This window comes from Lysinibacillus xylanilyticus, assembly GCF_001183605.1.
GTDB classification, from domain to species: Bacteria; Bacillota; Bacilli; order Bacillales_A; family Planococcaceae; genus Lysinibacillus; species Lysinibacillus xylanilyticus.
Map to the genome: position 1 here is coordinate 1 of NZ_LFXJ01000005.1, position 25,384 is coordinate 25,384.

At 33.8% G+C, this 25,384-nt stretch carries 25 protein-coding genes; 13 read left to right on the forward strand and 12 right to left on the reverse strand.

What is annotated here, in order from left to right:
* Positions 1 to 589: 589 nt before the first annotated feature.
* The gene (locus tag ACZ11_RS03115; protein ID WP_049663701.1) at positions 590 to 1,114 is read right to left on the reverse strand and encodes a SpoIIIAH-like family protein; all 525 of its coding nucleotides are present in this window, start codon (positions 1,112 to 1,114) and stop codon (positions 590 to 592) included.
* A 361-nt stretch (positions 1,115 to 1,475) separates the two neighbouring features.
* On the reverse strand, positions 1,476 to 2,510 hold the full coding sequence (locus tag ACZ11_RS03120; RefSeq protein WP_049663704.1) for a YdcF family protein: 1,035 nt from the start codon (positions 2,508 to 2,510) through the stop codon (positions 1,476 to 1,478).
* 272 nt (positions 2,511 to 2,782) lie between these two features.
* Between ACZ11_RS03120 and ACZ11_RS03125 the strand changes: the two genes are divergently transcribed.
* Entirely contained in the window at positions 2,783 to 3,292 is a 510-nt protein-coding gene (locus ACZ11_RS03125; protein WP_049663706.1) for a GNAT family N-acetyltransferase, read from the forward strand.
* A gap of 162 nt (positions 3,293 to 3,454) precedes the next feature.
* Here ACZ11_RS03125 and ACZ11_RS03130 read toward each other — a convergent pair whose 3' ends face one another.
* The 3 genes from ACZ11_RS03130 to ACZ11_RS03140 form a co-directional block, all read right to left on the reverse strand.
* A complete protein-coding gene (locus ACZ11_RS03130) occupies positions 3,455 to 3,880 on the reverse strand; it encodes a GNAT family N-acetyltransferase (RefSeq protein WP_049667016.1) in 426 nt (141 codons plus the stop codon).
* A gap of 17 nt (positions 3,881 to 3,897) precedes the next feature.
* Positions 3,898 to 4,440 carry a GNAT family N-acetyltransferase gene (locus ACZ11_RS03135; RefSeq protein WP_049663707.1) on the reverse strand — a complete coding sequence of 181 codons (543 nt, stop codon included), beginning with the start codon at positions 4,438 to 4,440 and terminating at the stop codon, positions 3,898 to 3,900.
* 122 nt (positions 4,441 to 4,562) lie between these two features.
* On the reverse strand, positions 4,563 to 5,432 hold the full coding sequence (locus ACZ11_RS03140) for a cation diffusion facilitator family transporter (RefSeq protein ID WP_049663708.1): 870 nt from the start codon (positions 5,430 to 5,432) through the stop codon (positions 4,563 to 4,565).
* An 837-nt stretch (positions 5,433 to 6,269) separates the two neighbouring features.
* On the opposite strand from ACZ11_RS03140, the gene ACZ11_RS27390 reads away from it, so the two are divergent.
* Positions 6,270 to 6,422, forward strand: a complete 153-nt coding sequence (locus ACZ11_RS27390) for a YoaP domain-containing protein (protein WP_403089267.1) — start codon at positions 6,270 to 6,272, stop codon at positions 6,420 to 6,422.
* Between the two features lie 9 nt (positions 6,423 to 6,431).
* On the opposite strand, the gene ACZ11_RS26135 is transcribed toward ACZ11_RS27390, so the two are convergent.
* Positions 6,432 to 6,587 carry a hypothetical protein gene (locus ACZ11_RS26135; RefSeq protein WP_161804423.1) on the reverse strand — a complete coding sequence of 52 codons (156 nt, stop codon included), beginning with the start codon at positions 6,585 to 6,587 and terminating at the stop codon, positions 6,432 to 6,434.
* A gap of 207 nt (positions 6,588 to 6,794) precedes the next feature.
* On the opposite strand from ACZ11_RS26135, the gene ACZ11_RS03150 reads away from it, so the two are divergent.
* Entirely contained in the window at positions 6,795 to 7,787 is a 993-nt protein-coding gene (locus ACZ11_RS03150; protein ID WP_049663709.1) for a zinc-dependent alcohol dehydrogenase family protein, read from the forward strand.
* Positions 7,788 to 7,869: 82 nt separating this feature from the next.
* Here ACZ11_RS03150 and ACZ11_RS03155 read toward each other — a convergent pair whose 3' ends face one another.
* Positions 7,870 to 8,865, reverse strand: a complete 996-nt coding sequence (locus ACZ11_RS03155; protein WP_049663711.1) for a PLP-dependent cysteine synthase family protein — start codon at positions 8,863 to 8,865, stop codon at positions 7,870 to 7,872.
* Positions 8,866 to 9,388: 523 nt separating this feature from the next.
* Here ACZ11_RS03155 and ACZ11_RS03160 point away from each other — a divergent pair.
* The 7 genes from ACZ11_RS03160 to ACZ11_RS03190 all read left to right on the forward strand — a co-directional run bounded on the left by ACZ11_RS03160 (position 9,389) and on the right by ACZ11_RS03190 (position 15,424).
* The gene (locus tag ACZ11_RS03160; protein WP_049663712.1) at positions 9,389 to 10,147 is read left to right on the forward strand and encodes a formate/nitrite transporter family protein; all 759 of its coding nucleotides are present in this window, start codon (positions 9,389 to 9,391) and stop codon (positions 10,145 to 10,147) included.
* A gap of 283 nt (positions 10,148 to 10,430) precedes the next feature.
* Positions 10,431 to 10,733 (forward strand): hypothetical protein, encoded by a 303-nt coding sequence (locus ACZ11_RS03165; RefSeq protein ID WP_049663713.1) that lies wholly within the window; start codon positions 10,431 to 10,433, stop codon positions 10,731 to 10,733.
* A 67-nt stretch (positions 10,734 to 10,800) separates the two neighbouring features.
* On the forward strand, positions 10,801 to 11,226 hold the full coding sequence (locus ACZ11_RS03170) for a GatB/YqeY domain-containing protein (RefSeq protein ID WP_049663714.1): 426 nt from the start codon (positions 10,801 to 10,803) through the stop codon (positions 11,224 to 11,226).
* 808 nt (positions 11,227 to 12,034) lie between these two features.
* Positions 12,035 to 12,577, forward strand: a complete 543-nt coding sequence (locus ACZ11_RS03175; RefSeq protein WP_049663716.1) for a hypothetical protein — start codon at positions 12,035 to 12,037, stop codon at positions 12,575 to 12,577.
* A 179-nt stretch (positions 12,578 to 12,756) separates the two neighbouring features.
* Complete coding sequence (locus ACZ11_RS03180) at positions 12,757 to 13,284, forward strand: cell envelope integrity protein TolA (RefSeq protein ID WP_049663718.1); 528 nt, start codon at positions 12,757 to 12,759, stop codon at positions 13,282 to 13,284.
* Between the two features lie 539 nt (positions 13,285 to 13,823).
* Positions 13,824 to 14,402: a TetR/AcrR family transcriptional regulator gene (locus ACZ11_RS03185; RefSeq protein ID WP_049663719.1), complete on the forward strand. Its 579-nt coding sequence runs from the start codon at positions 13,824 to 13,826 to the stop codon at positions 14,400 to 14,402.
* Between the two features lie 74 nt (positions 14,403 to 14,476).
* Positions 14,477 to 15,424, forward strand: a complete 948-nt coding sequence (locus ACZ11_RS03190) for an SDR family NAD(P)-dependent oxidoreductase (protein WP_049663721.1) — start codon at positions 14,477 to 14,479, stop codon at positions 15,422 to 15,424.
* Between the two features lie 80 nt (positions 15,425 to 15,504).
* Here the strand turns inward: ACZ11_RS03190 and ACZ11_RS03195 are convergent, their stop codons facing one another.
* Both ACZ11_RS03195 and ACZ11_RS03200 read right to left on the reverse strand, forming a co-directional pair.
* Entirely contained in the window at positions 15,505 to 17,202 is a 1,698-nt protein-coding gene (locus ACZ11_RS03195; RefSeq protein WP_049663722.1) for a methyl-accepting chemotaxis protein, read from the reverse strand.
* Positions 17,180 to 18,829 (reverse strand): pyridoxal phosphate-dependent decarboxylase family protein, encoded by a 1,650-nt coding sequence (locus ACZ11_RS03200; RefSeq protein ID WP_049663723.1) that lies wholly within the window; start codon positions 18,827 to 18,829, stop codon positions 17,180 to 17,182. The genes ACZ11_RS03195 and ACZ11_RS03200 overlap by 23 nt, the downstream gene beginning before the upstream one ends.
* A gap of 708 nt (positions 18,830 to 19,537) precedes the next feature.
* Between ACZ11_RS03200 and ACZ11_RS03205 the strand changes: the two genes are divergently transcribed.
* The 3 genes from ACZ11_RS03205 (at position 19,538) to chrA (ending at position 23,237) form a co-directional block, all read left to right on the forward strand.
* Positions 19,538 to 20,728 carry a DHH family phosphoesterase gene (locus tag ACZ11_RS03205; protein WP_049663724.1) on the forward strand — a complete coding sequence of 397 codons (1,191 nt, stop codon included), beginning with the start codon at positions 19,538 to 19,540 and terminating at the stop codon, positions 20,726 to 20,728.
* Between the two features lie 393 nt (positions 20,729 to 21,121).
* Positions 21,122 to 21,967 carry a DUF4179 domain-containing protein gene (locus ACZ11_RS03215; protein WP_236690765.1) on the forward strand — a complete coding sequence of 282 codons (846 nt, stop codon included), beginning with the start codon at positions 21,122 to 21,124 and terminating at the stop codon, positions 21,965 to 21,967.
* Between the two features lie 109 nt (positions 21,968 to 22,076).
* Positions 22,077 to 23,237: a chromate efflux transporter gene (gene chrA, locus ACZ11_RS03220; RefSeq protein ID WP_082172648.1), complete on the forward strand. Its 1,161-nt coding sequence runs from the start codon at positions 22,077 to 22,079 to the stop codon at positions 23,235 to 23,237.
* 66 nt (positions 23,238 to 23,303) lie between these two features.
* Here chrA and ACZ11_RS24850 read toward each other — a convergent pair whose 3' ends face one another.
* The 3 genes from ACZ11_RS24850 to ACZ11_RS24855 all read right to left on the reverse strand — a co-directional run bounded on the left by ACZ11_RS24850 (position 23,304) and on the right by ACZ11_RS24855 (position 25,039).
* Positions 23,304 to 23,531: a helix-turn-helix domain-containing protein gene (locus ACZ11_RS24850; RefSeq protein ID WP_236690766.1), complete on the reverse strand. Its 228-nt coding sequence runs from the start codon at positions 23,529 to 23,531 to the stop codon at positions 23,304 to 23,306.
* 244 nt (positions 23,532 to 23,775) lie between these two features.
* Positions 23,776 to 24,738, reverse strand: coding sequence for an RNA polymerase factor sigma-54 (rpoN, locus tag ACZ11_RS03230; RefSeq protein WP_161804424.1), 963 nt, complete (start codon positions 24,736 to 24,738; stop codon positions 23,776 to 23,778).
* Complete coding sequence (locus tag ACZ11_RS24855) at positions 24,710 to 25,039, reverse strand: RNA polymerase factor sigma-54 (protein WP_161804425.1); 330 nt, start codon at positions 25,037 to 25,039, stop codon at positions 24,710 to 24,712. The genes rpoN and ACZ11_RS24855 overlap by 29 nt, the downstream gene beginning before the upstream one ends.
* Between the last annotated feature and the right edge of the window lie 345 nt (positions 25,040 to 25,384).

Sequence of the window (25,384 nt, forward strand, 5' to 3'; positions counted from 1 at the left end):
TTCTGAAGATGGATGATTCGAAGTAACGTTGATATAACAGCGTTTATAAGGATTTGAAATGTGTGTTTTTATATTAGTATGGTGGAGGTTGCCACCGATTTGCCACCGCTTTAAAATTGTGCCAGCAATTTATAAATCTTTTGCGATGGAATCAAAAATATCGGCAGCATCTCTTGCCATCTTTTGAGTTAAATGGACATAGCGGTCTTCAGTAGTTGCTGACCTGCTATGTCCTAATCTTTTTTGTAACAGTTTTAATAGATGTGCCGTTCTCGATTAATGTTGTTGATGAATGGTAGTTAAAACTATTGTTTAATCTTTCACTAATTTTTCTAGTGTTATATTTAATGACGCTTTGCGTACAATGTTCGCCATTTTCTTTATTACATACATAATTACGTTCTGGACCCTGTTTAGACGCCCCAAGGGAAGAGTTCAGTCGGATCTGATATTAACCAACATTATGGTAATGATCCAAAATAATATGAGTTTTGTATAATAATTTATATATTTTAGTGAAGGCATGGTTGTGAATGATCTCTAATAACGCTGTTTTTCGTAAAGAAAATGAAAACCCCATTTTCTATTTTTAATAATTATTTGCGCCAAATTTAACTTGCACATTTGCATCCTCGTACTCTTCTTTTACCAGATAAATAATCTCATTAGCTTGATATTTTGATACTTCCTCGGCCATCACTGTTACGGAAACGTCTTCTCCTTCTATTCGTACTAAAGCATCGGGAAAGCCTAATGATTTAATTTGCTTCTCAAGTATTGCTTCTGTAGATTCTTCTTTATTGAGAGTCTCAATTTCCATAGAGGCCATATTTTTCTCTTCAACAAAAGACTCATCTGACGTTATTTTTTGCGTTAACTTTTGACGAATTTGGTTTCTTTCGTTACTAACTTGAAGGCGAGTTTCTTCAAATAAAGAGCTAGGAGAAGATACTTCCTTCGTCACACTCTGTATTGCTGCTTTTTGACCTGCATCTACAGGCAAGGTAATATCCTCTTTTGATTGTTTTGTAGAATCCATTAAATATAAAACTGAAATAACCGCTATTAGGGTTAATAATGCAAGAAACCAAGAAGATTTTTTTTGTAGGTGCATCCACAGTCCCTCCATCGATAAATTTGATGAAATACTTCTAAGCATCTTTTCAATGTCTGTTTCATTAGAGATATTTAAATAAAAAATGAAAATATATGAACACGTGTAGCAGTTTATTTTTATTTATAAATATGCCAGCATTTATACGAAAACAACTCATTTTGTCTGTCCGGTTTTTAGAAGCTACTTTAAATTATCAAAAATAAGTTTTGCATTCGCATTTAAAACAGGTGTCATGAACGAGCGTATTGTTATATTTCCTGTTTGGTGTATAGGAAAAACGCCTACTGCGAACAAAAAATAAAAGGGTACTAGAATATTATGATTCAGTACCCTTTTATTGATTAATTTTTATATTTAACTATAAGAATAATAAGCTAATTAAAGAAAGGAGAAGAGAAATTCCGAGAACTACCCCAACAACCTTCATATGTCTTTTCCGTCCCATTACAACAATTGCAACATACTCACGAACCATTGCATTTGGCCAATAATAAAATGCAGTTTTTGAGCCGATACCTTGGCTATTTAGACCAGCTTGTCTAGCGTATAGACCAGCACGGAAAAGATGGAAATTATTCGTTGTAAAGATACTGTTGTATTTACCATCTGGCTTTAACGTATCCATAACCTGTTTAGAAAATAACATATTTTGATAGGTGTTTACGGAACGATTTTCTTGCATAGTATGCTCAAGAGGGATCCCTTTTTCAACAGCGTATTTTTGCATCGCTTCCGCTTCAGGTAGATTTTCATCGGGACCTTGTCCACCAGAGAAAATAATTGTTGGTGGTGTGGTAACCGCTGCTTGTTTCTGATAAAACTCAATAGCTTTATTAATTCTACTTGCAAGAAGTGGTGGTACTTTATCGTTAATTAAACCACTGCCTAGTACGATGATAAAATCTTGGTTATACTTTGGTCTATTAAACTGATAGAGGAAATATGCAGATAGAAAGTTTGATAAATGAATCAAGAAATAAAAAATAATAAGCGATATTCCACCAAACATAGGTTGAAATATACTTGATAACAAACTGGACGGACTAATAATAGTCATGACAATAAATAATAAAATAATAATAGCTACTATTAAAGTTAAGGAATTTGCTAAGCGTCTTCCTTCTCTTTTCATTAAAATTCTCGCATTAAGAAATAGACCGAACATTAAAGCTACAATTCCAAAAGGTATAATAAAGAAAAGTGCTATTAAAGGAATAATAACTAAAAGCTTTATAATATTGCTTTCAGATGCTAAAGAAATAATCGTACAAAATAAAAGAAATGAACAGAAAAAAATATTAAATAAAAAGCCATTTACTATCTTTCTGGGATCTTTCAAGTAAGAATACAGAAAAATAAAAAATAGGATAAGCGGAATAATCCCAAAATACATCAAAATCCTACACCTCGACTATATATTATTGATTGTTCTATTTTATAAAAAATATCCACTAAAGAAAAAGCTGGGATTAATATATATGTTTTTCTATTAAAGCTTCTATATGTTAGCATAGTTTTTTGAAATTACATCCTTGTTACTTAATCCTTACATAAACCTTAAAAAATATTGTTAATTGTTCAATAGAATAAATGTATATATTTTGTACTGATTCTTTTAAAATTGGAATCAGGACAATAATTTACATATTTAAGGAGGAGAGTGTATTGAAAATTATGGAAACTGAAAGATTGGTATTACGAGAGCTAAATGATGATGATATTTCTGTCCTATATTCAATTTTTTCAGATGCAGAAACAATGAAATATTATCCGTCCCCATTCAATTTAGAACAAACAAAGAACTGGATTGAGAAAAATAAACAAAGATATCGAGAAGATGGTTATAGTTTATGGGCTGTATGTTTAAAAGAGTCGAATGAATTAATAGGAGATTGTGGACTTGTTAAACAAATAGTTGATGGAAAAACTGAAGTGGAAGTGGGCTACCATATTCATAAAAAATATTGGTCTAAAGGATATGCAACTGAGGCAGCTAAAGGTTGTATGGAGTATGGATTGTCACATTTAGGACAAGAAAAATTAATAAGTATTATAGACCCTAAAAATGGACCATCAATTCGTGTCGCTGAAAAAAATGGTTTTATGAAGGAGAAGGAGTCGTTTATCTTTAATAAAATTCATCATATATATTCAATACAACTTTCAGAAATATAATTAATGTATATTTAGTAAAAAATAAGTTGTGATTGTAAAAAGTGAAGACTAAGTGATTACAATTACAACTTATTGATACCTTTATATAGAGAATTATTGGATATTTCGTGTTTGATATAATTAAGTTAGATAGGATCTTTTCAAATAGTTACAAGGAAAATCCTATGAAAGATCCTTTTTTAAATAGTAGTGTTTATGATCCCTTCCAACGTTGTCCAATGTACCGTAGACTTGATATCCGTTATTTTTATAAAAATCTAAAGCCTGAAAACTTAAAGTATCTACCTTTATGAGATCACATTTATTATTCAAAGCAATTTGTTCAATTTCTAATAACAATTTAGATCCATAACCTAGACCACGAATATCCTCATCAATCATAAGTGTATGTATCTCTAACCAATTCCAACAAATTTCCCCCAATACGCCACCACAAATTTGATCATTTTCATCTGTAAGGAAGAGGTTGATTTCTTGATATCTGCCTCTTAGATCTTTTGGGAAATGTTTTAAATTGTATTCGTAAAGCTTATTATTAATCAAAGATTTTTTACGTTCATTTTGTTCTTGTGAGATTTTGTATTGCATAATTTTTTCCTCCTCTTTTATAATGTGATATTTCGTTTCCATATCATATGATGGCTATTTTCACTCCAATAATGTTCCAGTAAAAAGTTTGGCCTCCCAAATTTTTTCTGCCAAAAAATTTGGGCCTGTTTGTAGCCACTATCTAAACAAAAACCTCTCACATTTTTACTCTCTAGCGTAGTGACCATTTTTTGAAGTAATATTGATCCTATTCCACGTTTTTGATAGTTAGGGTGCACAAAAACCGTCCCTATCTCAGGAAAGTCTGTTAGATCTTCCTTTACTGTTTTTTGAATTAATTCATTCGCCGCGCCATATTCGATTGTACCAATAATTTCCTCTGTTTCCTCATTAACTACTATCCAGAAAAATCGTTGCTCTCCTTGGCTCTCCAAATCCCATTGTAAATAAAGTTTTTTTATTTCCCATTCGTCTTTTTGATCATCGTGTAGACCTGCAAGACCTTCTTTTGCAAAAGTATCGGTAATCACAAGGAGAAAAAACTCATGCAACTTTTCAGTATCTGTTGGATGAGGACGTCTTATATTAATTTTCTCCAAATAGCATCCTCCTTTTAGAATGAATGTAATATTATTGTAAATGATAAAATAAAAAAGTTAAATGTATTTAGCAATTAAACAAATAACCAGGTTCTTTAAAAAAAGACCTGGTCATTTGCAAATTATTCATTTATTTTTTCATTCTCCGGTTCTAGGTGAATAAGAATATTGGCTTGATGAAATAGGTTATTAATCTTTTCTTCAATACGATCACATAAATCATGAACGGTTTCAATGCTTTTATTTGATGCTACTACTAAATGGAAATCGATGTATTCTTCCGCACCAGAACGTCTAGTTCGAAAATCGTGATACTCGATGTATTCATCTTTAAATGATTCAATAATTTGAATAATTTGTTCTTCTTCTTCCTTTGATAATCGTGCATCCAATAATGGAGGAAACGCTTCTTTCATCAGTTTGAAAGCTTCAATCATTATATAACAAGCTAATATTATTCCGATAATTGGATCTAAAATGTACCAACCAGTTAAATGGACAATCAATAAACTCAAGGCAACACCCAATGATGTATAGACATCTGTAAGTAGATGCAGTGCATTTGATTTCATGGCAACAGAGTTGATATTCTTTGCAGTTCTATAAACAATTCTTGATACAACAAAGTTAATCAAGGCGCCAAGTAACATGACCAGTATTCCTAGAATTGGGAGTTTGATTGGAGTGGGAGTGATAATTTTATGAATACATTCATAAATAATCCAAATCCCAGCAACAAAAATTAAAAGTGTTTCAATTGTTCCTGAAATATTTTCAACCTTCCCATGTCCGTAAGGGTGTTCTTTATCAGCTGGTTTACTGGATATTCGTACAGAGAGAAAGGCAATAAAAGAGGCGAGTAAGTCTAGAAGTGAATGGATTGCCTCAGACAAAATTGCAACTGATCCAGTGAACAATCCAACGATAAGTTTTAATATGACAACAGTAGAATTACTTAAAACTGATAAAAATGCAACTTTTGATGAATTCACCTGAAATCACCTCCTGATATATATAGACCTATGATAACAAGTAAATTTTGAGTGGGTCTATAGCAACGTTTTTTCCTAACTCCGATTAAATAACTAGTGTGAAAAAAAGTTGTATAAAGGAAAATAATTAACCATTTTGAAACTCATATATCAAAAAAGAGTGGAGTTTGCTGCTAAATCCTTTGTGATAAGACCGTTAGAAAGCAAGTGAAGAATAATGACTATATTATGTGTTGATGTGATAAGGTTAATTTAACTTCTTTCAGTAGATGTTCTTTGTAGCGAAAGTGAAACGTCAGCTACAGAAGTCTCCTACCTCTATAGGAGATGGGATGAATGCGGATTTAAGTTACTTTTCAGTGGGGCTACAAACACCTGTACCTCCTGTCGCTACGCTTCTTAGAGGATGTTAGCCTAAAATCATCGCATCCATGCGATAACGGCTAACTGACCTGCGTCGGTGCCGCTGCCGCTACGCTTTCGCGCAAAAAACATCTGTTGCTGCGCTGCGTCAGCACTACGCTTCCGCGCAAAAAACATCTGTTGCTGCGCTGCGTTAGCACTACGCTTTCGCACAAAAAACATTTGCAGGCCTATGCACAAAGCCGATTCTGGACGCAATTATGCCGAGGCATAATTGATAGTTGTAGATCAAGCTCTACCTTATTTCCAGCTAATTGTCTATAAATTTAACGATTGTGCTGATGATCCTTCCTTTAAAATACAGGTGAAAAATCCTTTATCTAATAACAGTGGTATTGTGATATACTTCACTGCCCAATATCCGTTTACCGTAGGTGTTATAGATGATCTGAAAAAAATACAGAGAAAAGGGGCATTCCTTTTCATGCATATCAACTAATGACGAAAGATGAAGCACAGAATGCACCTATCATATGGACTACCGTTGGACTGTTTTACAATGGTATTTTTATGACACATGAAATACCGAGTGCAAACAAGTTCGAAAAAATATTAAATACATTATGAATAGGGAATTTATCTCTCTTTTATGATCATTAAAATTAGAGCAAATAAACAAATACCTATAAATGAACCTAGAGTAAACGACCAAGAAAAATAATCGAAAAAGATGTATGCAATTATTAATGCCAGCATATAGCCGAGAGCAGTGCCCAGCAATTGTGCTTTCAACGATCCCACTCCTTCTGCGTGATAGTTAATGTGCTTATTTGTATTTTATGAAAATATTGGATAAATATCTATAGCAATCAAGATAAAAGGAAGGTGAACATCGATTTTGAAAATTAGCAAACAGTATGCAGAACATTATTTAGTGAAGGAAAATGTTTCACTTTATTCTAAAAATATTATTAATCAATCATAAAGGAGTAATATTTTTTGAAAGCAAAAAGCATTAAATTATATGAATTTGGAAGCCCTCGGGAGGTTTTGAAGTTTGAAAATAAAACGATTCAACCTCCCCATGAACATGAGATTCTTGTTCGAATGCTAGCACGACCTATTAATCCTTCTGATTTAATACCAATATGGGGGAAGTACGCTCATCGAATTTCTTTACCAACTATTCCTGGCTATGAAGGAGTAGGAGTTGTAGAGGATGTAGGTCCATATGTTTCTCAAAATCTTATCGGAAAGCGTGTACTACCTTTAAGGGGAGAAGGAACTTGGCAGGAAATTGTAAAAACAAGTGCAGAATTTGCAGTATCCATCCCCGATTCCATTGATGATTTTACCGCAGCGCAAGTGTATATCAACCCAATGACAGCTTGGGTAACTTGTACTGACATATTACAATTGCAGCCAAATGATGTTTTACTAGTGAATGCTTGTGGGTCCGCAATTGGACACATTTTTGCTCAGCTAGCAAAATTGTTAGGCTTTCAGTTAATCGCGGTTACGAGAAATAATAGACATACTGACGATTTAATTCAGCTTGGCGCTTCCTATGTAATAGATACTTCAGTAACACCGCTCTATGAGACAGTCATGGAGCTAACAAATGGCAGGGGGGCTGATGCTGCTATTGATTCTATCGGGGGGACAGCAGGTAATGATCTTGCTTTCTGTCTGAAATCTGGAGGGAATTTTTTAGCTATTGGTCTTTTATCAGGTGTGCAAGTGAATTGGCAAAGAATCGTTAAAGAGGCAAATGTAAAGGCAAATATGTTCCATTTACGTCATTGGAACAAGCAAGTCTCGGTAGAAAGATGGCAAGGTACATTTCATCACTTAATCAATCTAGTTAATAGTGGAAAGTTAAAAATGATGGCAGTGGATTCACATTATGATTTGTTAGACATTAAAAATGCGATAACGGCTGTTGAATCGTCTAAAACCACTAAAGGAAAGATTTTTTTAACAAGTTATTAATTCGAACGAAGGGTAATTTATTTTACCCTTCGTTTTTTATAGAGTGTATATGCTACTGCGATATTCTTCGATGCACTTGTTTCTAAAATAAATCTGTTGATAAATATCGTAAACCAGTATCGGGTAGGATAACGACAATCCGTTTCCCTTTGTTCTCTGGGCGTTTGGCAAGGGCTGTGGCGGCAAATAAAGCAGCCCCTGATGATGTACCTACTAATAGACCATCTGATTTCGCAACAGCGCGTGCAGCCTCATAAGCTTGTGCAGTTTCCACCTCGAGTACCTCATCAATTATTTCTAAATGAACATTCGATGGCACACGAGCCTCGTCTGCATCGGAGAAGCGGTGAACACCTGTGATTTCAATAATATCTGGATTTTCGACAGTTGCAATGGAATTCACAGCAGGCTCTACACCAATGATTTGGATATTTGGATTTTTAGATTTTAAGTATGCACCAGCACCACTTATCGTACCACCTGTGCCAATTGCCGCTACGAAAATATCAATTTGTCCGTCTGTATCCTCCCATACTTCAGGACCAGTTGTTAACTTATGAATATTTGGGTTGGCATCATTATCAAGCTGATTTAAAAATACAACATTTTCTTCTTGTTCAACGACTGTTTCTCGAAATACTTTGATCGTTTCAACAAAGTCACCATCCGTTTCCTCGAAGGCAGCTACCATTTCCGGAACATCTGAAAAAGGTACAACCTCTGTTCCGTATGCCTTAACGACCTTTGTACGCTCTTCACTTACACCATCTTGCATGTAAATTCGTAGCTTATAGCCTTTTGCAGCTGCAATTGCTGCTAGACCAATACCAGTATTGCCACTTGTTGTTTCGATTATCGTTTTATCTTTTGTCAATACACCACGAGCTTCAGCATCCTCAATCATCGCTTTAGCAACACGGTCCTTCACACTATTAGCAGGATTAAAATACTCTAGCTTTACAATAATTTCAGTTTCTAGCTGTTGCTCTTTTACATACTGATTTAATGCTAAAAGTGGTGTATGACCGATTAACTCTGTAATAGATTGTTTAATTTTATTCGTTACAATTCGACCCATCCCAATCAACCCCTCCTGTTTAACCTACTTAACATACTTGTTTTATAGGAATTAGTGGAATCATATCAATATAAATCCATATAAGCAATAAAATCACTAATAGAAATATTAAATGTAGCAATAGAAAAAAATAATTAATTAAATCTATAAATTAATTTTTTCTTGATGTAGTACATAGGAGAAATATGGATTATTATGGATGATGTTTCTTTGCGAAAGCGAGTAGCCCCGAACACAAATTGACGTCTTCTTAGAAAGAAAATCCTGCACAATATTTGATTAACTATCTCATTTTAATCCAAATGAACTAAAAGAGATCCTAAAGTAATCTTTAAAGTGCATGAAAATATGTTTATTTGGAGGAATTTACTTTAAATTTGTTAATTAACGTTATTTTGGAATAATATCTGTTAAAATGTAAGTCTTGTATAAAAAATGGTTAAAGTGGGAATTTGATGCCTACTTGAAATCAGCGTAAATATGAGTTATTAGTTTAGCTTGATGTTGTTTGGGAGATGAAAGTATGAAAGAGACAATTTCTTCAGTTTGTATAACAGCTGAAACAAAAATTAACATGATGAAGCAAAGGCCAGTTAATTATTTATTGTTAGCTATTTTTGGCGGACTTTTTATCGGATTTGGAATTTTGCTCATCACTACTATTGGCGGCTTATTAAGTCCAGCTGGGGTACCGAGTATGAAGATCGTACAAGGATTAGCATTTGGTGTGGCACTTAGTATGGTCATGATGGCTGGGGCCAATTTATTTACCGGTGATAATCTAGTGTTAACGGTTAGTACACTATCAAAAAAATCATCACCATTAGAGATGTTGGGCATTTGGACGTTTAGTTACATAGGAAACTTTTTTGGTTCTCTTTTAGCAGCCGCATTATTTTTTTACTCGGGGCTAGCAGCAGGAGACACAGCAGCTTACATTGAAAAACTGGCTACAGCTAAGATGAGTGGTAGTTTCGTTGAACTTTTATGTCGAGGTATTTTATGTAATTTGCTTGTATGCTTGGCAGTATGGTGTACCTATAAATTAAAAACAGAGACTGGAAAATTAGTGATGATTTTCTGCTGTATTTTTCCTTTTGTTACAATTGGATTTGAGCACTGTATAGCAAATATGACATTGTTTTCACTTGCTTTTTTAGTACCTCATGGTGAACTTGTATCGTTTGCTGGAGCCTTTTCAAATTTATTACCTGTAACACTAGGTAATATTATTGGGGGAGCCGTTATTGGTTTTGTCTATTGGGTAAGTGGAAGAGATTAATAATTAACTAGATATTGTTATTCAGTTAATATCATTTGCTTGGCTAAGTAAAATACTACGTGCCATGGCAAATTAAGAAGTGAATTAAAGTCATTCAATTTAATTCACGGATGAGTACATGACAGATTTCATCTATTAATATTTTGACTTTGGAATAAATGAAAGATAGAATGACAGGTAGAGTTGCTTAAGTGACTCTACCTATTTTATTTATGTCAAAGTTATTAACGCTGTGAAATTTATAGATAATGTAATGAATATAAAAGAGCGGAGGAAGTTAAAAATGGAACAAGAAGTAAACCAACATACGATACTTCAAGCAATTTTAGAGCTTTCTAAGCAAATGCAAGACATGAAATCAGATCTTCAGCAACAAATAGAAGTGGTTGAAAAGAGATTAGAAGCGAAAATCGAAGCTGTTGAAAAGAAATTAGAAGCAAAAATTGAAACAGTGGAATCAAGATTAGAAAAGGTTGAACAAAATCTAAGTCGAAAAATTGATCTTGTAGATGCAAAATTTGAAATTTTATCACGAGATTTATTAACGACAAAAGCTGAAGTATCTATGCTCCAACAAGTGAAATAGTTACCGTATCCATTAAGGATACGGTATTTTTTTATGGTATAATAATTGTCACGAAGGAGTGAAAATATTGTTAAAAACAGAGGTATTTGAACAATTAAAAAAGGCAATGAAAGAAAAGGATGTATTAGCAAAAGGTGTATTAACGCTTTTGAAATCTGCCCTAGATTTAACTGAAAAAGAAAAGGGAGAGGCTTTATCGTCTGAAGAGGAAATGGCGATTATAAATCGTGAAGTCAAGCAAACAAATCAGGCTTTAGAGGGTGCTCAAACTGCAGGGCGAGCTGACTTAATTGAAAAAGAGGAAGCGAAATTAGCACTTTTAAAATCATTTTTACCTAAGCAATTAACTGAAGAAGAAATTGCAGAAAAACTTGTGGCAGCTGGTGTTATAAAAGGGATGAACATGGGGGAAGCAATGAAAATTGCAAAACCTTTGTTAACTGGTCAAGCTGAAGGCGCTGTTATTTCAAAAGTTGTGAAGGGTCTAATTTAACTTATTTCAGCGGATGCCCAAACATCGCTGGGATAAAGGAACTCAGTCTAAGAACGCCACGTCCTGTGGCAACGACTGAGTAACCAACATCGTATTGGCCCAAAGCCTCCGGCGGATGTCACGGAATCGGAAAGGAGTTAACAAAGGATGTTAGCCTAAAATCATCGCATCCATGCGATAACGGCTAACTGACCTGCATCATGGAGGCCTAAGCACAAAGCCGATTCCGGACGCAATTATGCCGAGGCATAATTGATTGGCGTTAAAAACAACCTCCTACTATTTATTAATATAGGGTAAATAGTATAATAAAATAAAACCAGACCTTATATTTAGATATTTTGAGTTTGATTATATATAATCAAACTTTTTATATTTCATTAAGTGTAGCTTTGTAATAAAGATTGATTATTTATATTAAAGTTCGATTATTTGTAATAAAGATTGATTAAAATCATCTCTCCTCTGTATATTCCTTAGAGGTTAGATGATTTTTTATTGGATATTTATGTTAATGTAATTGTAAGGATTGTGAAGAAATGTACTTAAACTAACGAAGCAGTTTAGTTGAAGAGTGTTGTTCAACAATCGGGCCAGATTGTGGAGCAACATTTTTTAAATAATAGGTGTTCTTATGACGAAATATGTTTAAAATAACGCGTCAGTTTTACTTAATAGGAGCCTGCCATAATTATTAATGACTGATATAAAACTACTAAATATTAAATACTTTCATGTCATAATGTAATATAATTTATTCAAGTTAAATTTTAACAAAATAATTAATTGTTTATATTTGGAGGTTGCCTTGAGACGTATTGCTGATATTATTTATCTAATTACTAAACCATTTATTTTATTTGAACTACTACTATTAATTATTAATTTAGTAGTTCGTCCAATTTTATTCAAAAGTCTATCAAAAACATTAGTTTATGATCGTATAACCAAAAAGGTGGCGATGGATATTCCACCGTGTACTTTAGTGAAATATTGGTTTTCTGGAAAAAATAGAGATGATATGGCGATTGAATTAGAAGATACATTTTTTGAGGGATTAATAAAATTAAAGGAAGTTTATGGGACAAATAAAGAATTTAAAACTGACGTTTATTCTGCTTTTTTTAGATTAATGAAACTTAAAGCGACTGAATTAAACGTCTCGTTTAATTACGAAATAATAGAAAAGATATCTACAAGACAAATTACTGCTAGGTTAATGTTAATTTCTCCTTTTCATTTTTGGTGCTACCTTTTTTCTTCTATGCTAGGAAATAAGGAATCACGTAAAAGGCTAAAAAGTATCTTTAAAGTAGTAAAGGTGTATAAAGTTACATTTAAATTTAATTAGTAAGAGTTAATTGATTTTAAGCTTAAAATTCTGTTTTAGTTATTCAAGTAAAGGGCGCGATTCTATAACAAGGATCAGCGCTCGTTTTCATTAAAGGGCCATCTTAAAAACAATTTAAAGGGAATAATCCACAAAGGAAAACATATATATTTATGAATAATTAAAATGGGGGTTATTAATTGCGCCTATTTGGTAAAAAGAGAGTTGAAAGTGTAAATAGTGAGGTATTGATACCTGAAAAAATTAAATTATCGACGTTATTAGATTTAGTTCAAAATGGGCTTCTGATTGGCTTAGAAATAAAAGATTATGATAGTTCTGATGCTATGTATAGGGTGTTAGAGTTTGATAATTTTAGGGTGCATTTCTCAGAGTGGTCTGAATGGACAGTTCGAATAGATGTTTATAATGAAAATGATACTTTTCAAGTGTATAAATCACCGGGACTAAAAATTGACTGGTATAAGAGAACAATAGAATTAGCACAGTTTGGAAATGGTAGTTTAGATATTGAGTGGGATCACGAAGGTACATGGTGTACTTATATTACAGATCAAATTAAAGAAGCGAAATCTAAACTGGAATTAAAAAGAGAGAAGAATAAAAGAAATGAAGAACTAAAGAGGAAACAAGAAGAAAAGGATGAAAAGAGAGTTATTGAAGAAAAAAGGAAGAATTTCAATAGCTTATTTAAAAATAAACTATAAGAATTTTTATGTTCATAACTTCAGTTATCATCTTTTTATGTTTATCGTAAGAATAATAACTAACTTTAGCGTTAATCCAACATGGATTTAACGCTCTTTAATTCGATTATTTAAAATAAAATATTGTGTGTTATGAAGAATTTTTTCTTATTCCACAATCAGGCGCGATTGTTGAATAAGCGTCTCTGTTCTTATTAAACTAACGGGGTGCGTTAGTTCTGTAATAGAGACAAAGTGTACTTTCTCTATTATATTTATTCGTTAGCAACAATATATACGAACAGAGCCTAAAAAATACATCCATTATCTCAAAAACGATTGATTTAATGGATGTATTTTTATATACAAATAAAAAGTTTAATTATAAAGTTTATATAAGGTCTAGTTTTATTTTATTATACTATTTACCCTATATTATTATACAGTAAGAGGTTGTTTTTAAGTTCCAATATTTTTTGTTTCATGTTATTGTCACTATTGCCCAAAAATGAAAACACCTATATACTAATTATTAACCACTGGTCAATAAGGAGGGCAATATGTCGCCACGTAAGCCGTCTACAAAAGATTTGACGAAAGAAATAATTATAAATGAGGCTCATAAGCAATTTATCACGAAGGATTTTCACCAAGTATCGATGCGTAGTATTGCTAAAGAGCTTGGTTGTAGTCATGGGGCAATCTACTATCATTTTAAAAATAAAGCAGAAATATTTTATGCTATATTAGGTGATTATTTTTCTGAACTAAATAATATTTTAGATGAAAATATGAACGGTCCTGAAGATCATAGCACTAAACTACTGAATGTTTTCGTAGGATATATGGCGTTTGGTTTAAATCATCAAAGTCAGTATGAATTAATGTTTATAATGAGGGATAGCGAAATTGATGGGCTTTCGCAAGAGGCAGCGAACCTTAGTTATGAGAAATTTGCACAATCTGTACAGTCCTTATCAAATACTGAACTATCGATTTCAGATATACATTCCACATTCATTGCTCTGCATGGATTTGTTGCACATTATCGTCATTATGTAAAAAATTATGAGGAAGCGAAAGAAGCAGTGGATGTACATGCAAAATTTCTTATCAAGGCTTTAAAGTACAGAGAGTAGCTCTAGTTAAAAATCTAGAGCTTTCATTTAAGAGTTATTTGACCAGTGGTTAATTAATAAAGGAGGAATAAAGTTTGCAAACAGCATTAGTTATTGGAGCATCTGGTGGTATGGGATATGCACTAGTAAATGAACTAGTGAGTCGAAATCTACAGGTGAAGGCATTTGCTAGAAATAAAGAAAAGTTAGTTGCACTTTTTCAGCATCACAAAAATGTAGAAATTATTTCAGGTGATGCATTTAATGAAAAGGATTTAATGAGGGCTTCAAAAGATGTGGATATAATTTTTCATGCTATTAGTTTTCCGTATCAGGATTGGGAAAAGCTCCATATGTGTTGCGTAGATATGGTGATTAATATAGCCGAAAGGCAAGGAGCGAAGATTGCACTTGTAGATAATATTTATGCATATGGGAGACCATCGACAAACCCTGTAATAGAGCAAGTTAGAAAGGAACCACAGACGAAAAAGGGGAAAATTCGTTTAACGATGGAAAATAAATTAAAAATCAGTAATGTGCCCTCGTTAATTGTACATTTCCCGGATTTATACGGACCAAATGCAGAGAATACAATACTCTATGAAACGTTAAAAAATGTAGCACAAGGTAAAAAAGCTAATTTTGTAGGAAGTATGCAGGTGAAAAGGGAATTCCTTTATACAGTTGATGGCGCAAAGGCTATGGTTGAGCTTGCTTTACGAGATGACACATATAATCAGAATTGGAACGTGCCAGCTGTTCATCCAATTGCAGGGGAAGAACTAGTAAAAATTTTACGAGAAATTACAGGCTATAAAAAAAGTATTCGTACAGTTTCTAAAGGCATGATCCAACTAATTGGATTATTTAATACTTCTATGAAAGAAGTAGTTGAAATGTTGTATTTAACAGAAGAACCAGTCATATTAAGTGGGGAAAAATTCGAAAAGGAAATAGGCGCTTTACCACGTACTTCATATAGAGTAGGGCTAGAAGAAACGATTGCATGGATGAACGAGAGAGCACTAAAAGGCTTTTAAAAATCAATGAAAAATCCGCATAGACTTCTATAGGTAAAACTTACCTACAGAAAGTAGCGGATTTTTGTTATTAGTTTTTCTTATAGCTGAAATTTTTGAATGATATTACGAAGTTGCTGTGCCATCTCAGCTAAATTATTTGAAGACGCCGTAATCTCCTCAATACTAGCGGATTGCTCCTCAGAAGCAGCAGCCACATTTTGAATGTTTCCTGATGATTGTACGGCTACTACACCAACTTCCTCAACAGAAGTTGCAATGCTGCTAACCCCGTCATTAATATTTGAAATGATGTTATTGACATAATCCATTTCTTGAGTTAGTGAAGTAATATTCGAATATATTGCCTTAAAGGCTTTACCTGATTCGTTAAAGGTAGTTGAGCTTTCTGCAAGGTTATTACTACTAATTTCCATAGATTTTACAGCTTGCATAGACTCTTGCTTAATCGTTTCAATACGTGTTCGAATACTATTCGTTGCTGCTAATGATTGGTCAGCAAGTTTACGTACTTCTTCTGCTACAACTGCGAAACCTTTACCATGCTCACCAGCACGTGCTGCTTCAATTGATGCATTTAAAGCGAGTAAATTTGTTTGATCCGTAATTTCATTAATTAAAGTTACAATGTCGCCAATCTCATTTGAGTATGTGCTTAAACGTTTTACAACCTCTGAAGTATCTTGAATAGCATTAGATGTGATAGACATCTTTTCTGTAGCGCTTTGAATAGTCGTATTACCTGTTTCGGAAATAGAAGATGCACTAATTGCTTTAGTAGTGACATCATTCACGCTCGATACAACCTCTGACATCTTTGTGGAGATTGTCGTAATATGACTTTCTACTTCTTCAATAGAGGATGTTTGTTTTTCTGATCCTGAAGCTACTTCTTGCATTGAAGATGTAATTTGTTGAATAGATGCACTAGTTTGCTCAGAACCTGCCGATAACTCTTCAGACATAGCAGCTACTTGCTCAGCATTTTCAGCAATTTGCTGAATAAGTGAGCGTAAGTCTTCAGTCATATTTTCAATGCCTTCAGATAGCTGAGCAATTTCATTTGAACCCTTTATTTGAAGTGACTCAACAGTTAAGTCTCCTTGTGCCACCTTACCAACATAATTCGTCATATTTTTAATTGGTTTGATAATGCCTTTACTAATGAAATACGCCACAATAACACCGAAAATCAAAAACATCACGGTCATAGTGATACAAGTCCAAAGAGTCTTAGTTTGAAGTTTAGAAATGAAGGAAGCGTCCATATCTAAACCAAAAAGAATATCGGTATCCTTAAATGGTATAAAAACTGATTTATGAATACCGTATTCATCTTTATAAATATCACTAGATTGAACGGTTCCAGTTTTTAGCGCTTCTTCCATATCCTTACTAAAAACATAGGGCTCTTGATAATCATCTTTTTTACTTAATGCCACAATATGTTCTTTGCCATTTGCACGTGAAAGAACGTAAGCATTTTGAATATCGTACTCGTTCATTGTTTCATTTAATGCATTTAATAATTCTTTATATTTATCCTTATCGCCGTTATCAGCAGCTTTGATGTCATTTTTGTCTAGATCATCAAAAATTGTTTGAGATATAACATCTAATGATGACTCAAATTGTGTAATAACGAAATTATCGATAATCTGATAAGATGAAATAAATAATACGCCACTAAATATTACCGAAATAATAGCAATTGGAATAGTAAAACTAGCAATATATTTATATAGTAAAGAGCTTTTAAACTTGTTGACTATACTCAACTTTAACACCCTCCAATACTTTTATCTTTTGTTGTAAGAAATGAATCATATCACTAATATGTTCTGTCTCTGTATAAGGAGAAATTGAAAAGAATTTTGCAGCAGCGACTGGAATTTGTTGTTTTGTATCGCTAGTGTTGACAGTGCAAACACGTGTTGTATCACCGAAAAATACTTCGTCGCGACCTTCTCCTATAATTTCAAATAAAGAAGCGTTAAGGCCATTAATATATTCAAGCTGATCTTGTGTATAGCTACCTGACTGTTCAGATTTCCAATTAAAGCCTTCAGGATACAAACGAAAGGCTGTGACTGGTCCAATATTAGACTCATTGACTACTTGTAACATTGGAGTTTTCTCTGCTAACTGCGCACGGAACGCTAAGTTTACACGCACATAATTAGCTAATATTTGTTGGTAGCCTTCTTTACCAAACGCCTGTAATGCAGCATAAATAGCAATTGAACTACCCATACGAGAGCACTCTAATGTATAGCCTGTATGATAAGAACCATAGCCTCGATTGCCAACATAAGGTGTGTCGAAGTCTTCAATATCTAATAATTGTAGATGTTTTCCTTCTTTTATTAAGAATAAGCTTGTTAAATACGGTGTTTGACCAAGCTTTTGGAAGTCGAAGCAAAGGCTATCTGCAATAGGTAGGTATTGCATACGTTCTTTAATTTGTTCTAGTGCTTGTAAAACATTAGCCTCTAATTGAAGTGGATTTGCCTTGAAATCATAATCGTTGAAAAATGCGTAAAAACCACCTAAAGCTGAATCAGCGTGAATATGTATAGGTTTTAAGGAATGTTTTTGTTCAAGGTCAGTTGTAACTTTTTTGATTGCTTGTACATCATCAATGGCAAATTGATCAGTTGCGCCTGTTGTAGCAACTACATACACTGGAATACCACCATTTTCGATAACCTCAGTCATACGCATACGTAAGTCTTCGATATCCATTGAATGATCTTTTCCAGCTTTAATACGAATTAAATGCTTGCTACCGATGCCGACTGCTTCAATTGATTTTAATAAGCTGTAATGAGCATTTTCTGAAGCGAAGCAATATAAATTATTCGGTACGCCATCTTCTTTTGCATTTGGGAATTGTTTAGCGATCGCAAGACGAAGCCCACTGAAGACTGCCCCTTGTCCACCCCAAGTTGTGTAACCAAAGCTTTGTGTATAGTCGTAGCCAACTAACTTCGACATCATTGCAACTACCTTTACCTCACATTCTGCGGCAGCAGGTCCGTATACATCCCATAGATTGTTACCGTTAAGCAGAGCATTAGTAAATTGGCCTAATATGCCTGGAATGCTAGCCATTGGCAAAACGTTTGTTACAAAGTTGCGTGTATGGTATGGATGTCCTTGCATTAATTGTGTTAGATCATTCACAACCTGATCAAGTCCGACACCTGCAGTTGGTACTTCATTTTCTTGCATTAACTCTTTATAGAAATTATCAGAGCGCTCTTTCATTGGTCCTAGAGTTGTTGTTTTTGGATTTTTTAACTCATCTAATGATGAAACAATTTTCTCTAATAAGGATAAAAAATTCTCTCTTTGTTCGATATTTCCATCTTCACTTTGGAATAATTGTTGGATTTTTTTCATTTTCATCGTCCTTTTTAGTTCGTTTTTCCTCTATTTTTGCGTTTAGTAAAAATAGGTCGTTTTACTAAAATAATGATAACATATTATAACAAAAAATGAATTTATATTTTATAGGATAATTAATTTCAGTCATTTCTAAATAATCTGATTAGGTTAAAATGGAAATATAAGGGATAGAAATTTAATTGATCGTATTTGTAAATGTTGAATTTAAAGGGTTTTTATTACTTTTTTAAAATAAGTTGTTGTAAAGCTAATGATGGGGAAGTGCTATGAAGGGATAAGTCTTTTTATTACAAATACTATGTCCAAAATAATTTTAATTTCTAAAGTACGGTGAATATTTATGACTATTAAGGAGGGAAATATATAAATAATAATCTGCTTTAAGATAATATTTAATATTGACCGTTAAGTAATATGAATCAGGCTCCAAATCTCATGTAATTGTATCGCGATATTTTTCATAACTAATTAGTTTTTTACCATATAGCGGTCGGACGGGTGGAGTTTCTGTATAGCTTATATTTCTATTTAGCATATCGGTATCTTGATTTCTTTTTTGTAAAAGTAGTGTCTTTAAACACCATTCGCTTATGTAAATAAGAATGATTTCCAATTTGGTGACCTGTTTGACAATTTTTTGTAGCACCTTACGATACCGATAATTTTTTCAAAGATAAACCATACTAATACGGAGGTGAAAAAATGTATAAATTGCTATCGCATAATGATTTAGATGGTATAGGTTGCGGGATATTAGCTAAGCTAGCTTTTCAAGAACAAGTGAAGGTAAAGTACAATTCAATCTCGTCGCTAGATCGCGAAATTGAGTATTTTTTAGAAAATAACGAACGAGACACATTTTTATTTATTACCGACTTATCTCCAAACGAAGAAAATGAAAAGAGATTAAATGATTATTATATCGCAACTGGCAATGTTCAACTGCTTGATCATCATAAAACGGCTTTTTATTTGAACGAATATGAATGGGGTAAAGTATTAACAGAAGATGAAAATGGCTATTTAACATCAGCAACGTCTTTGTTTTATCAGTATCTTGTGACGCATGGATTTTTAGAACAAACGAATGCCATCACAGAATTTGTAGAGTTAGTGAGACAGTACGATACGTGGGAATGGGAAAAGAATGATAATCAGCAAGCACGTCGACTAAATACTCTATTTTTTTTAGTGTCAATCGAGGAATTTGAAGAAAAAATGCTTGAACGTTTAAAAACAAACGAACATTTTTACTTTGATGAATTTGAAAAGAAAATTTTGACTATGGAAGAAGAGAAAATAGAACGGTATATCCGCCGGAAAAAAAGAGAACTAGTGCAAACAGCGATAGGGGAATACTTTACAGGTGTGGTTTATGCAGAATCTTATCATTCAGAGCTTGGTAATGAATTAGGAAAAGAAAATGTACACCTTGATTTTATAGCTATATTAAATATGGGTGGCAAAAGAATTTCCTTCCGTACGATTCATGATCACATAGATGTTTCGGCAATTGCATCAGAATTCGGAGGGGGAGGGCATCAAAAAGCAGCTGGTTGCTCTTTAACAGATGAAGCGTATGAGCAGTATGTGGTTCAAATATTTCATATAGCCCCATTACCAGAGGATGCGAAACGAAATCGCTATAATTTAAGGTTTTCTTCTTTTGGGACAATGTATAAAAACCTTAAGGGAGAATTTTTCCTCCTATATTCAAAAAGTGATTTTGATTGGGTAATTGAAAAAAATAAACTTCCATTAGATCAAATCTTTACAAGTTTTTATGAAGCGGAATGGTTTTTAAAAAGAAATTATCAAGCATGGTTAGTTAAAGATGAGTTATTTGTAGACTATTTAATGGAAGAGGCCAAAAAGGTTCGTCATCGAGAGTAAGGGGATATAATTATCTCTCTGAGAGTGTAGAGAAATTAAACAGCCAGGGGGATTTTTTGAATGTTGTGGTGTTATAAATAAAGGGTAAATTTAGTTTCAGATTTACTAAGGGCATGTGTTGAGCCGCTTTCTTCACTACCATAGTTGTTGCCGCTACGCTTTCGCTCAAAAAAACAACCTGCCACCCCGACGCCCACTGGAAAGCGCACATTCGGAACGGAAATCTCCCTCATTTTGCAGAAGAGCCATAAAATAAAGGAATAAAAATTATTCCTTTAGATACATAGTGAAATCAGCCAAACCTTGACATCGTTAGAGGTTATATAATGTACAACTAAAAACTACAATAAATAAAAAGCATTTGTCTAGATATTTTCTTAAAATGAGGTGTACATGATGTCCAATGATATGCTTTTTGTCGAGAGTCAACCTAAGGAAAATCGATGGCAGAAAATATGGTTTATTGTAGTATTGCTTTTATTGATAGTTACTTGTGTAATTGTTTATTATTTTTTGTTTAAGGAGGATTTGAATTTTGAAGACTACAAAACAGTTGTCGATATAACTACTGAAAATGGGCTTGGACGTTTAACGTTAAATGAAATAATAATTGATGATAACCAAATACTATTGAATGCTACCTTTAAGCCAGTAAAAGACTTGAATTTCGACCACCAAATCTTTTTCTTTCCACAGGTTTTTGTGAATGGAAAAGAATTCACGGTTAGAAATGGAGGACAGACAATCCAACAATCTGATAAATCCTATACAATCTATAGTAGTGTGAAATTAAGTGAACTTCCAGAGGATAAAATATTAAACTTAGATATTCGTTATAACGACTGGAACGGGGAAAAAAAGATTGACGAGCCGTGGGAATTTCAAGTGGAGGCTTCACAAGAGCGCCTACAAGAAGATAAAAAGGTCTTTCCTGTTGAGAAAAAAGTAAAGCTGTTAGATGGGCAAGAAATAACAATAGAGAAGGTTGTTTCTACACCGATATCAACAACGATATACTTTCTCTCCGAGAATAGTTTATTAAATAAAGCATTACATTTTAAAATCCAATCAGCAACAGGGGAATCTTGGCCATTTAACGTAGCATATCCCTTAAATGAAGAGTATACGAAGTGGGGTGTCCGCATCGATGCATTATATTTAACGGGGAAGAGCTATGAACTAATTCCGATAGCTGCAAATGGAAGTGAGCTTGGTTCTGCTATCAAAATTGGAGATTAAGAACGAAACCTGTTACAGTAGCTATTTTAAACTTTACAATATCTTAAACCAAAAGGATCATTGCTCCTTGTACTATGAATATAGATGACATGGAAAGTAGTTGAAGATATTGCGAAGGTTATGGGGAATTTTTTTAGTTTCGCTTAAATTAGGTTGTACATCCTTTGGAGGTCCCACTGCACATTTAGGGTATTTTCAAAATGAATATGTTCAGAAGCGTAAATGGTTATCTGATAATGACTTCAGTCAGCTTGTTGCACTCAGTCAATTTTTACCTGGTCCAGCATCGAGCCAGGTAGGGATGGGTATTGGCTTATTAAGAGGTGGTCTATTCGGGAGTATTGTGTCGTTTCTTGGTTTTACATTACCATCAGTTTTGCTGCTAATGGCATTTGCGTATTTTTCAGCACATATAGGGATTGATGTGGGTTGGATTCATGGCTTAAAATTAGTGGCTGTTGCGATTGTTGCACAAGCAATTTTTGAAATGTCGAAAAAATTAATTCCCGGTATTCTCCATTTTTTAATCGCTTTGTTGGCACTTGTAGTAGTGCTTTTATGGGTTCATCCACTTGCCCAAGTAACTACTATTATTGTTTCTTCTTTTATAGGCTATTATTTTTTTAAGGAAATTAATCAAAGAGATGACTCGAAAGAAACGGTTGTACCTATTTCAAAAAAGACGGGTATATGTTTTTTAACGCTGTTTATGATACTTCTTGTTGGTTTACCAATTGTTAGCTCGCTAATTCAATATGAGTGGTTTTCAATCGTTGAAAAGTTTTATCTATCAGGCGCTTTAGTGTTTGGTGGAGGTCATGTCGTATTGCCTTTATTAGAGGCACAGTTTGTCCAAAGTGGATTAATGAGTTCTTCAGAATTTTTAGCAGGTTACGGAATGACGCAGGCAGTCCCTGGTCCATTATTTACGTTTGCTTCCTACATAGGTATGGTCATTGCTGGGGTACCTGGAGCCATTATCGCTACGATAGCCATTTTTTTACCGGCATTTTTGCTAGTAGTAGGGGCAATGCCTTTTTGGCTAGCTCTTAATCGTTTCGCTGGATTAAGAGGGGCGATGGCTGGTGCAAATGCAGCAGTTGTAGGAATATTAGCTGCAGCTTTTATTCATCCGATTGTTACACAGACAATTCAAAATGGTCTAGACATAGTAATTGGGGCCGTTTTTTTATGGTGCTTGATACGTTGGAAAGTTCAACCTTATTTGCTTGTACTAATTGGCGGTTGTGTAGGAACTGTATGTTATTAAGGACACATAAAAAATCAAAACCATTATTGCTTTGGTTTTGATTTTTTTGTGAAAGGAATTGAATACTTAGATAAACTCTTCTTTTTGAATGGCTAGTTTCTTCATATGATACTGCAGAGATTGGCGAGAAATATTTAATTGTTTAGCAGCGGCTGAAATATTTCCTCCACACAGCGTTAAAATCTTGCGGATGTATTGCTCCTCATTTGTATGCTTCTCAAGCAATTTTTTTAGAAAAAGCAGAGCATCAATTAGCCCCGACAACACGAAAATTTTTAGAAATAGTACGTTCATTCTGCCCACCATTAGAAGGTGATAAGGCCATTGGTGAAGAGACCGAAGCTCTTGCTCATTATTTATTAAGTAGTAATGATATTTTAAGCATTGAATAAGACAAAATCTGGGTTATCCCTAATAAGAAAAAGTATGCTTGAAGGTGTCTTCTAGCATACTTTTTTGTTACCAAGATAATAGTCACGAAGCTTGTTATTCTCGCAAATGGAAGTATTGCCGAAATCCCGTAATATAGAAATCGTTTTCATAATTCCTTACGTTTGCTTGCTGCTGGTATTCCTAACTCTTCTCGATACTTGCTAATAGTACGTCTAGCCAAATGGATTTGAAACGAGCTGGCTAAGCTTTCAGCAATCTTTTGATCGGATAAAGGCTTTTGTTTATTTTCAAAGGTGATTATTTTTTTAATCGTTTCTAAGATAGAAGTTTGAGAATGCTCTTTTTGAGTGCTTTCAATTTTAGAAGAAAATAGATCCTTCCATAAATATGTTCCAACAGGTGTTAGTATTATTTTATTCCGAATTGCTCGACTTACTGTTGACTCGTGCATCTCGATTTGTGTTGCGACATCTCTTAGAGATAAAGGTTTTAAATAAGATAGCCCGTGATAGAAAAATTGTTGTTGATGCTGTAGGACAACTGACATGATACGAATAATTGTTTGACGGCGTCGCTGTAAACTATGGACGAGCCATTCATAATGCTTATATTGCTGTTTTACATATGTTTGTTCGACTATGGGGAGTAAAGATGCTGCATTTTTATAGCTATTCTGAAGCTGAATAGTTGGCAGTGAGCGATCATTTAAACTGAATTGTAATGTGCCATCTTCGATCACAACAACAATATCTGGTGTGACATATTCGATATTATCTACTGAGTTCAAAGCGCAAGGTATCGGTGTTAGTTGCTGTAGCCGATTAATAAGTGCTAATAACTGTTCCTTAGAAAGTTTAAGAGATTTCTTCAATTCAGGAAATTTACGTTCAGCTAGTAGGAACAGCCCTTTTTGAATAAGTTGCTGTAAATCATAATCATTCTCTTCGATTTGTAGCAAAAGACATTCTTGCAGATTACGTGCGCCAATTCCCGGCGGCCCGATTTGTTGTAAAAGCTGAATACCATAATAATGTTGCTTATCTGCAACATTAGAAAGGTGTGCTGGAGAATAGCCCTTGTTATCTAGCTGCAATAAGAAACTGTACAATCTGTAAATCATTTCCTGTGAAAGTGAGTGTAGCTAGTTGCAACAATTCCTCTCGGTAGTTTGGTTCTGCAATTTTTGTATATAAATCATTCTCAGTTGATCGAACGTGAGAATGTGAATCTCCAAAAATACGTTCTTGAAATGATGGTGGTTGAAGTTCTATTAACGGATTCTCTAATTGTTGATCATAAAGAAATTGCTCGAGTTCAAGTGTTGAATATTGTAGTAATTCAATAGATTGCTGTAATTGAGGTGTCATCATCATTTTTTGCTGCTGTTGTTGCTTTAAAAACATGTCCATCATGATTCCTCCGTTTTTTGCTTTTTATAAGCATATCATAAAAATGATAGAATTTTCAGACTGTTAATAAAAGTAAACAGTGCTAAAGATTAAAACTAAAATCTATTCTGGATTAAAAAAAGTTGGTTTGTATGAAAGTATATGAAGTAGGGGGAGGCTAGAGCCCGCCCAGTAACTTTGCTTTCGTCGAAGGGCAAAAGATTATTCCTGCTGAAATAGCGTGAGAACTGTGACTACACAGGAGCAAAGTATGAGCGGCGAGGAGTCCCGGGCCACACCCACGGAAAGTATCCTCTTAGAGTGGAATGTGCAGTCTAGTACATAATTTGTGGAAAATTGCTAATA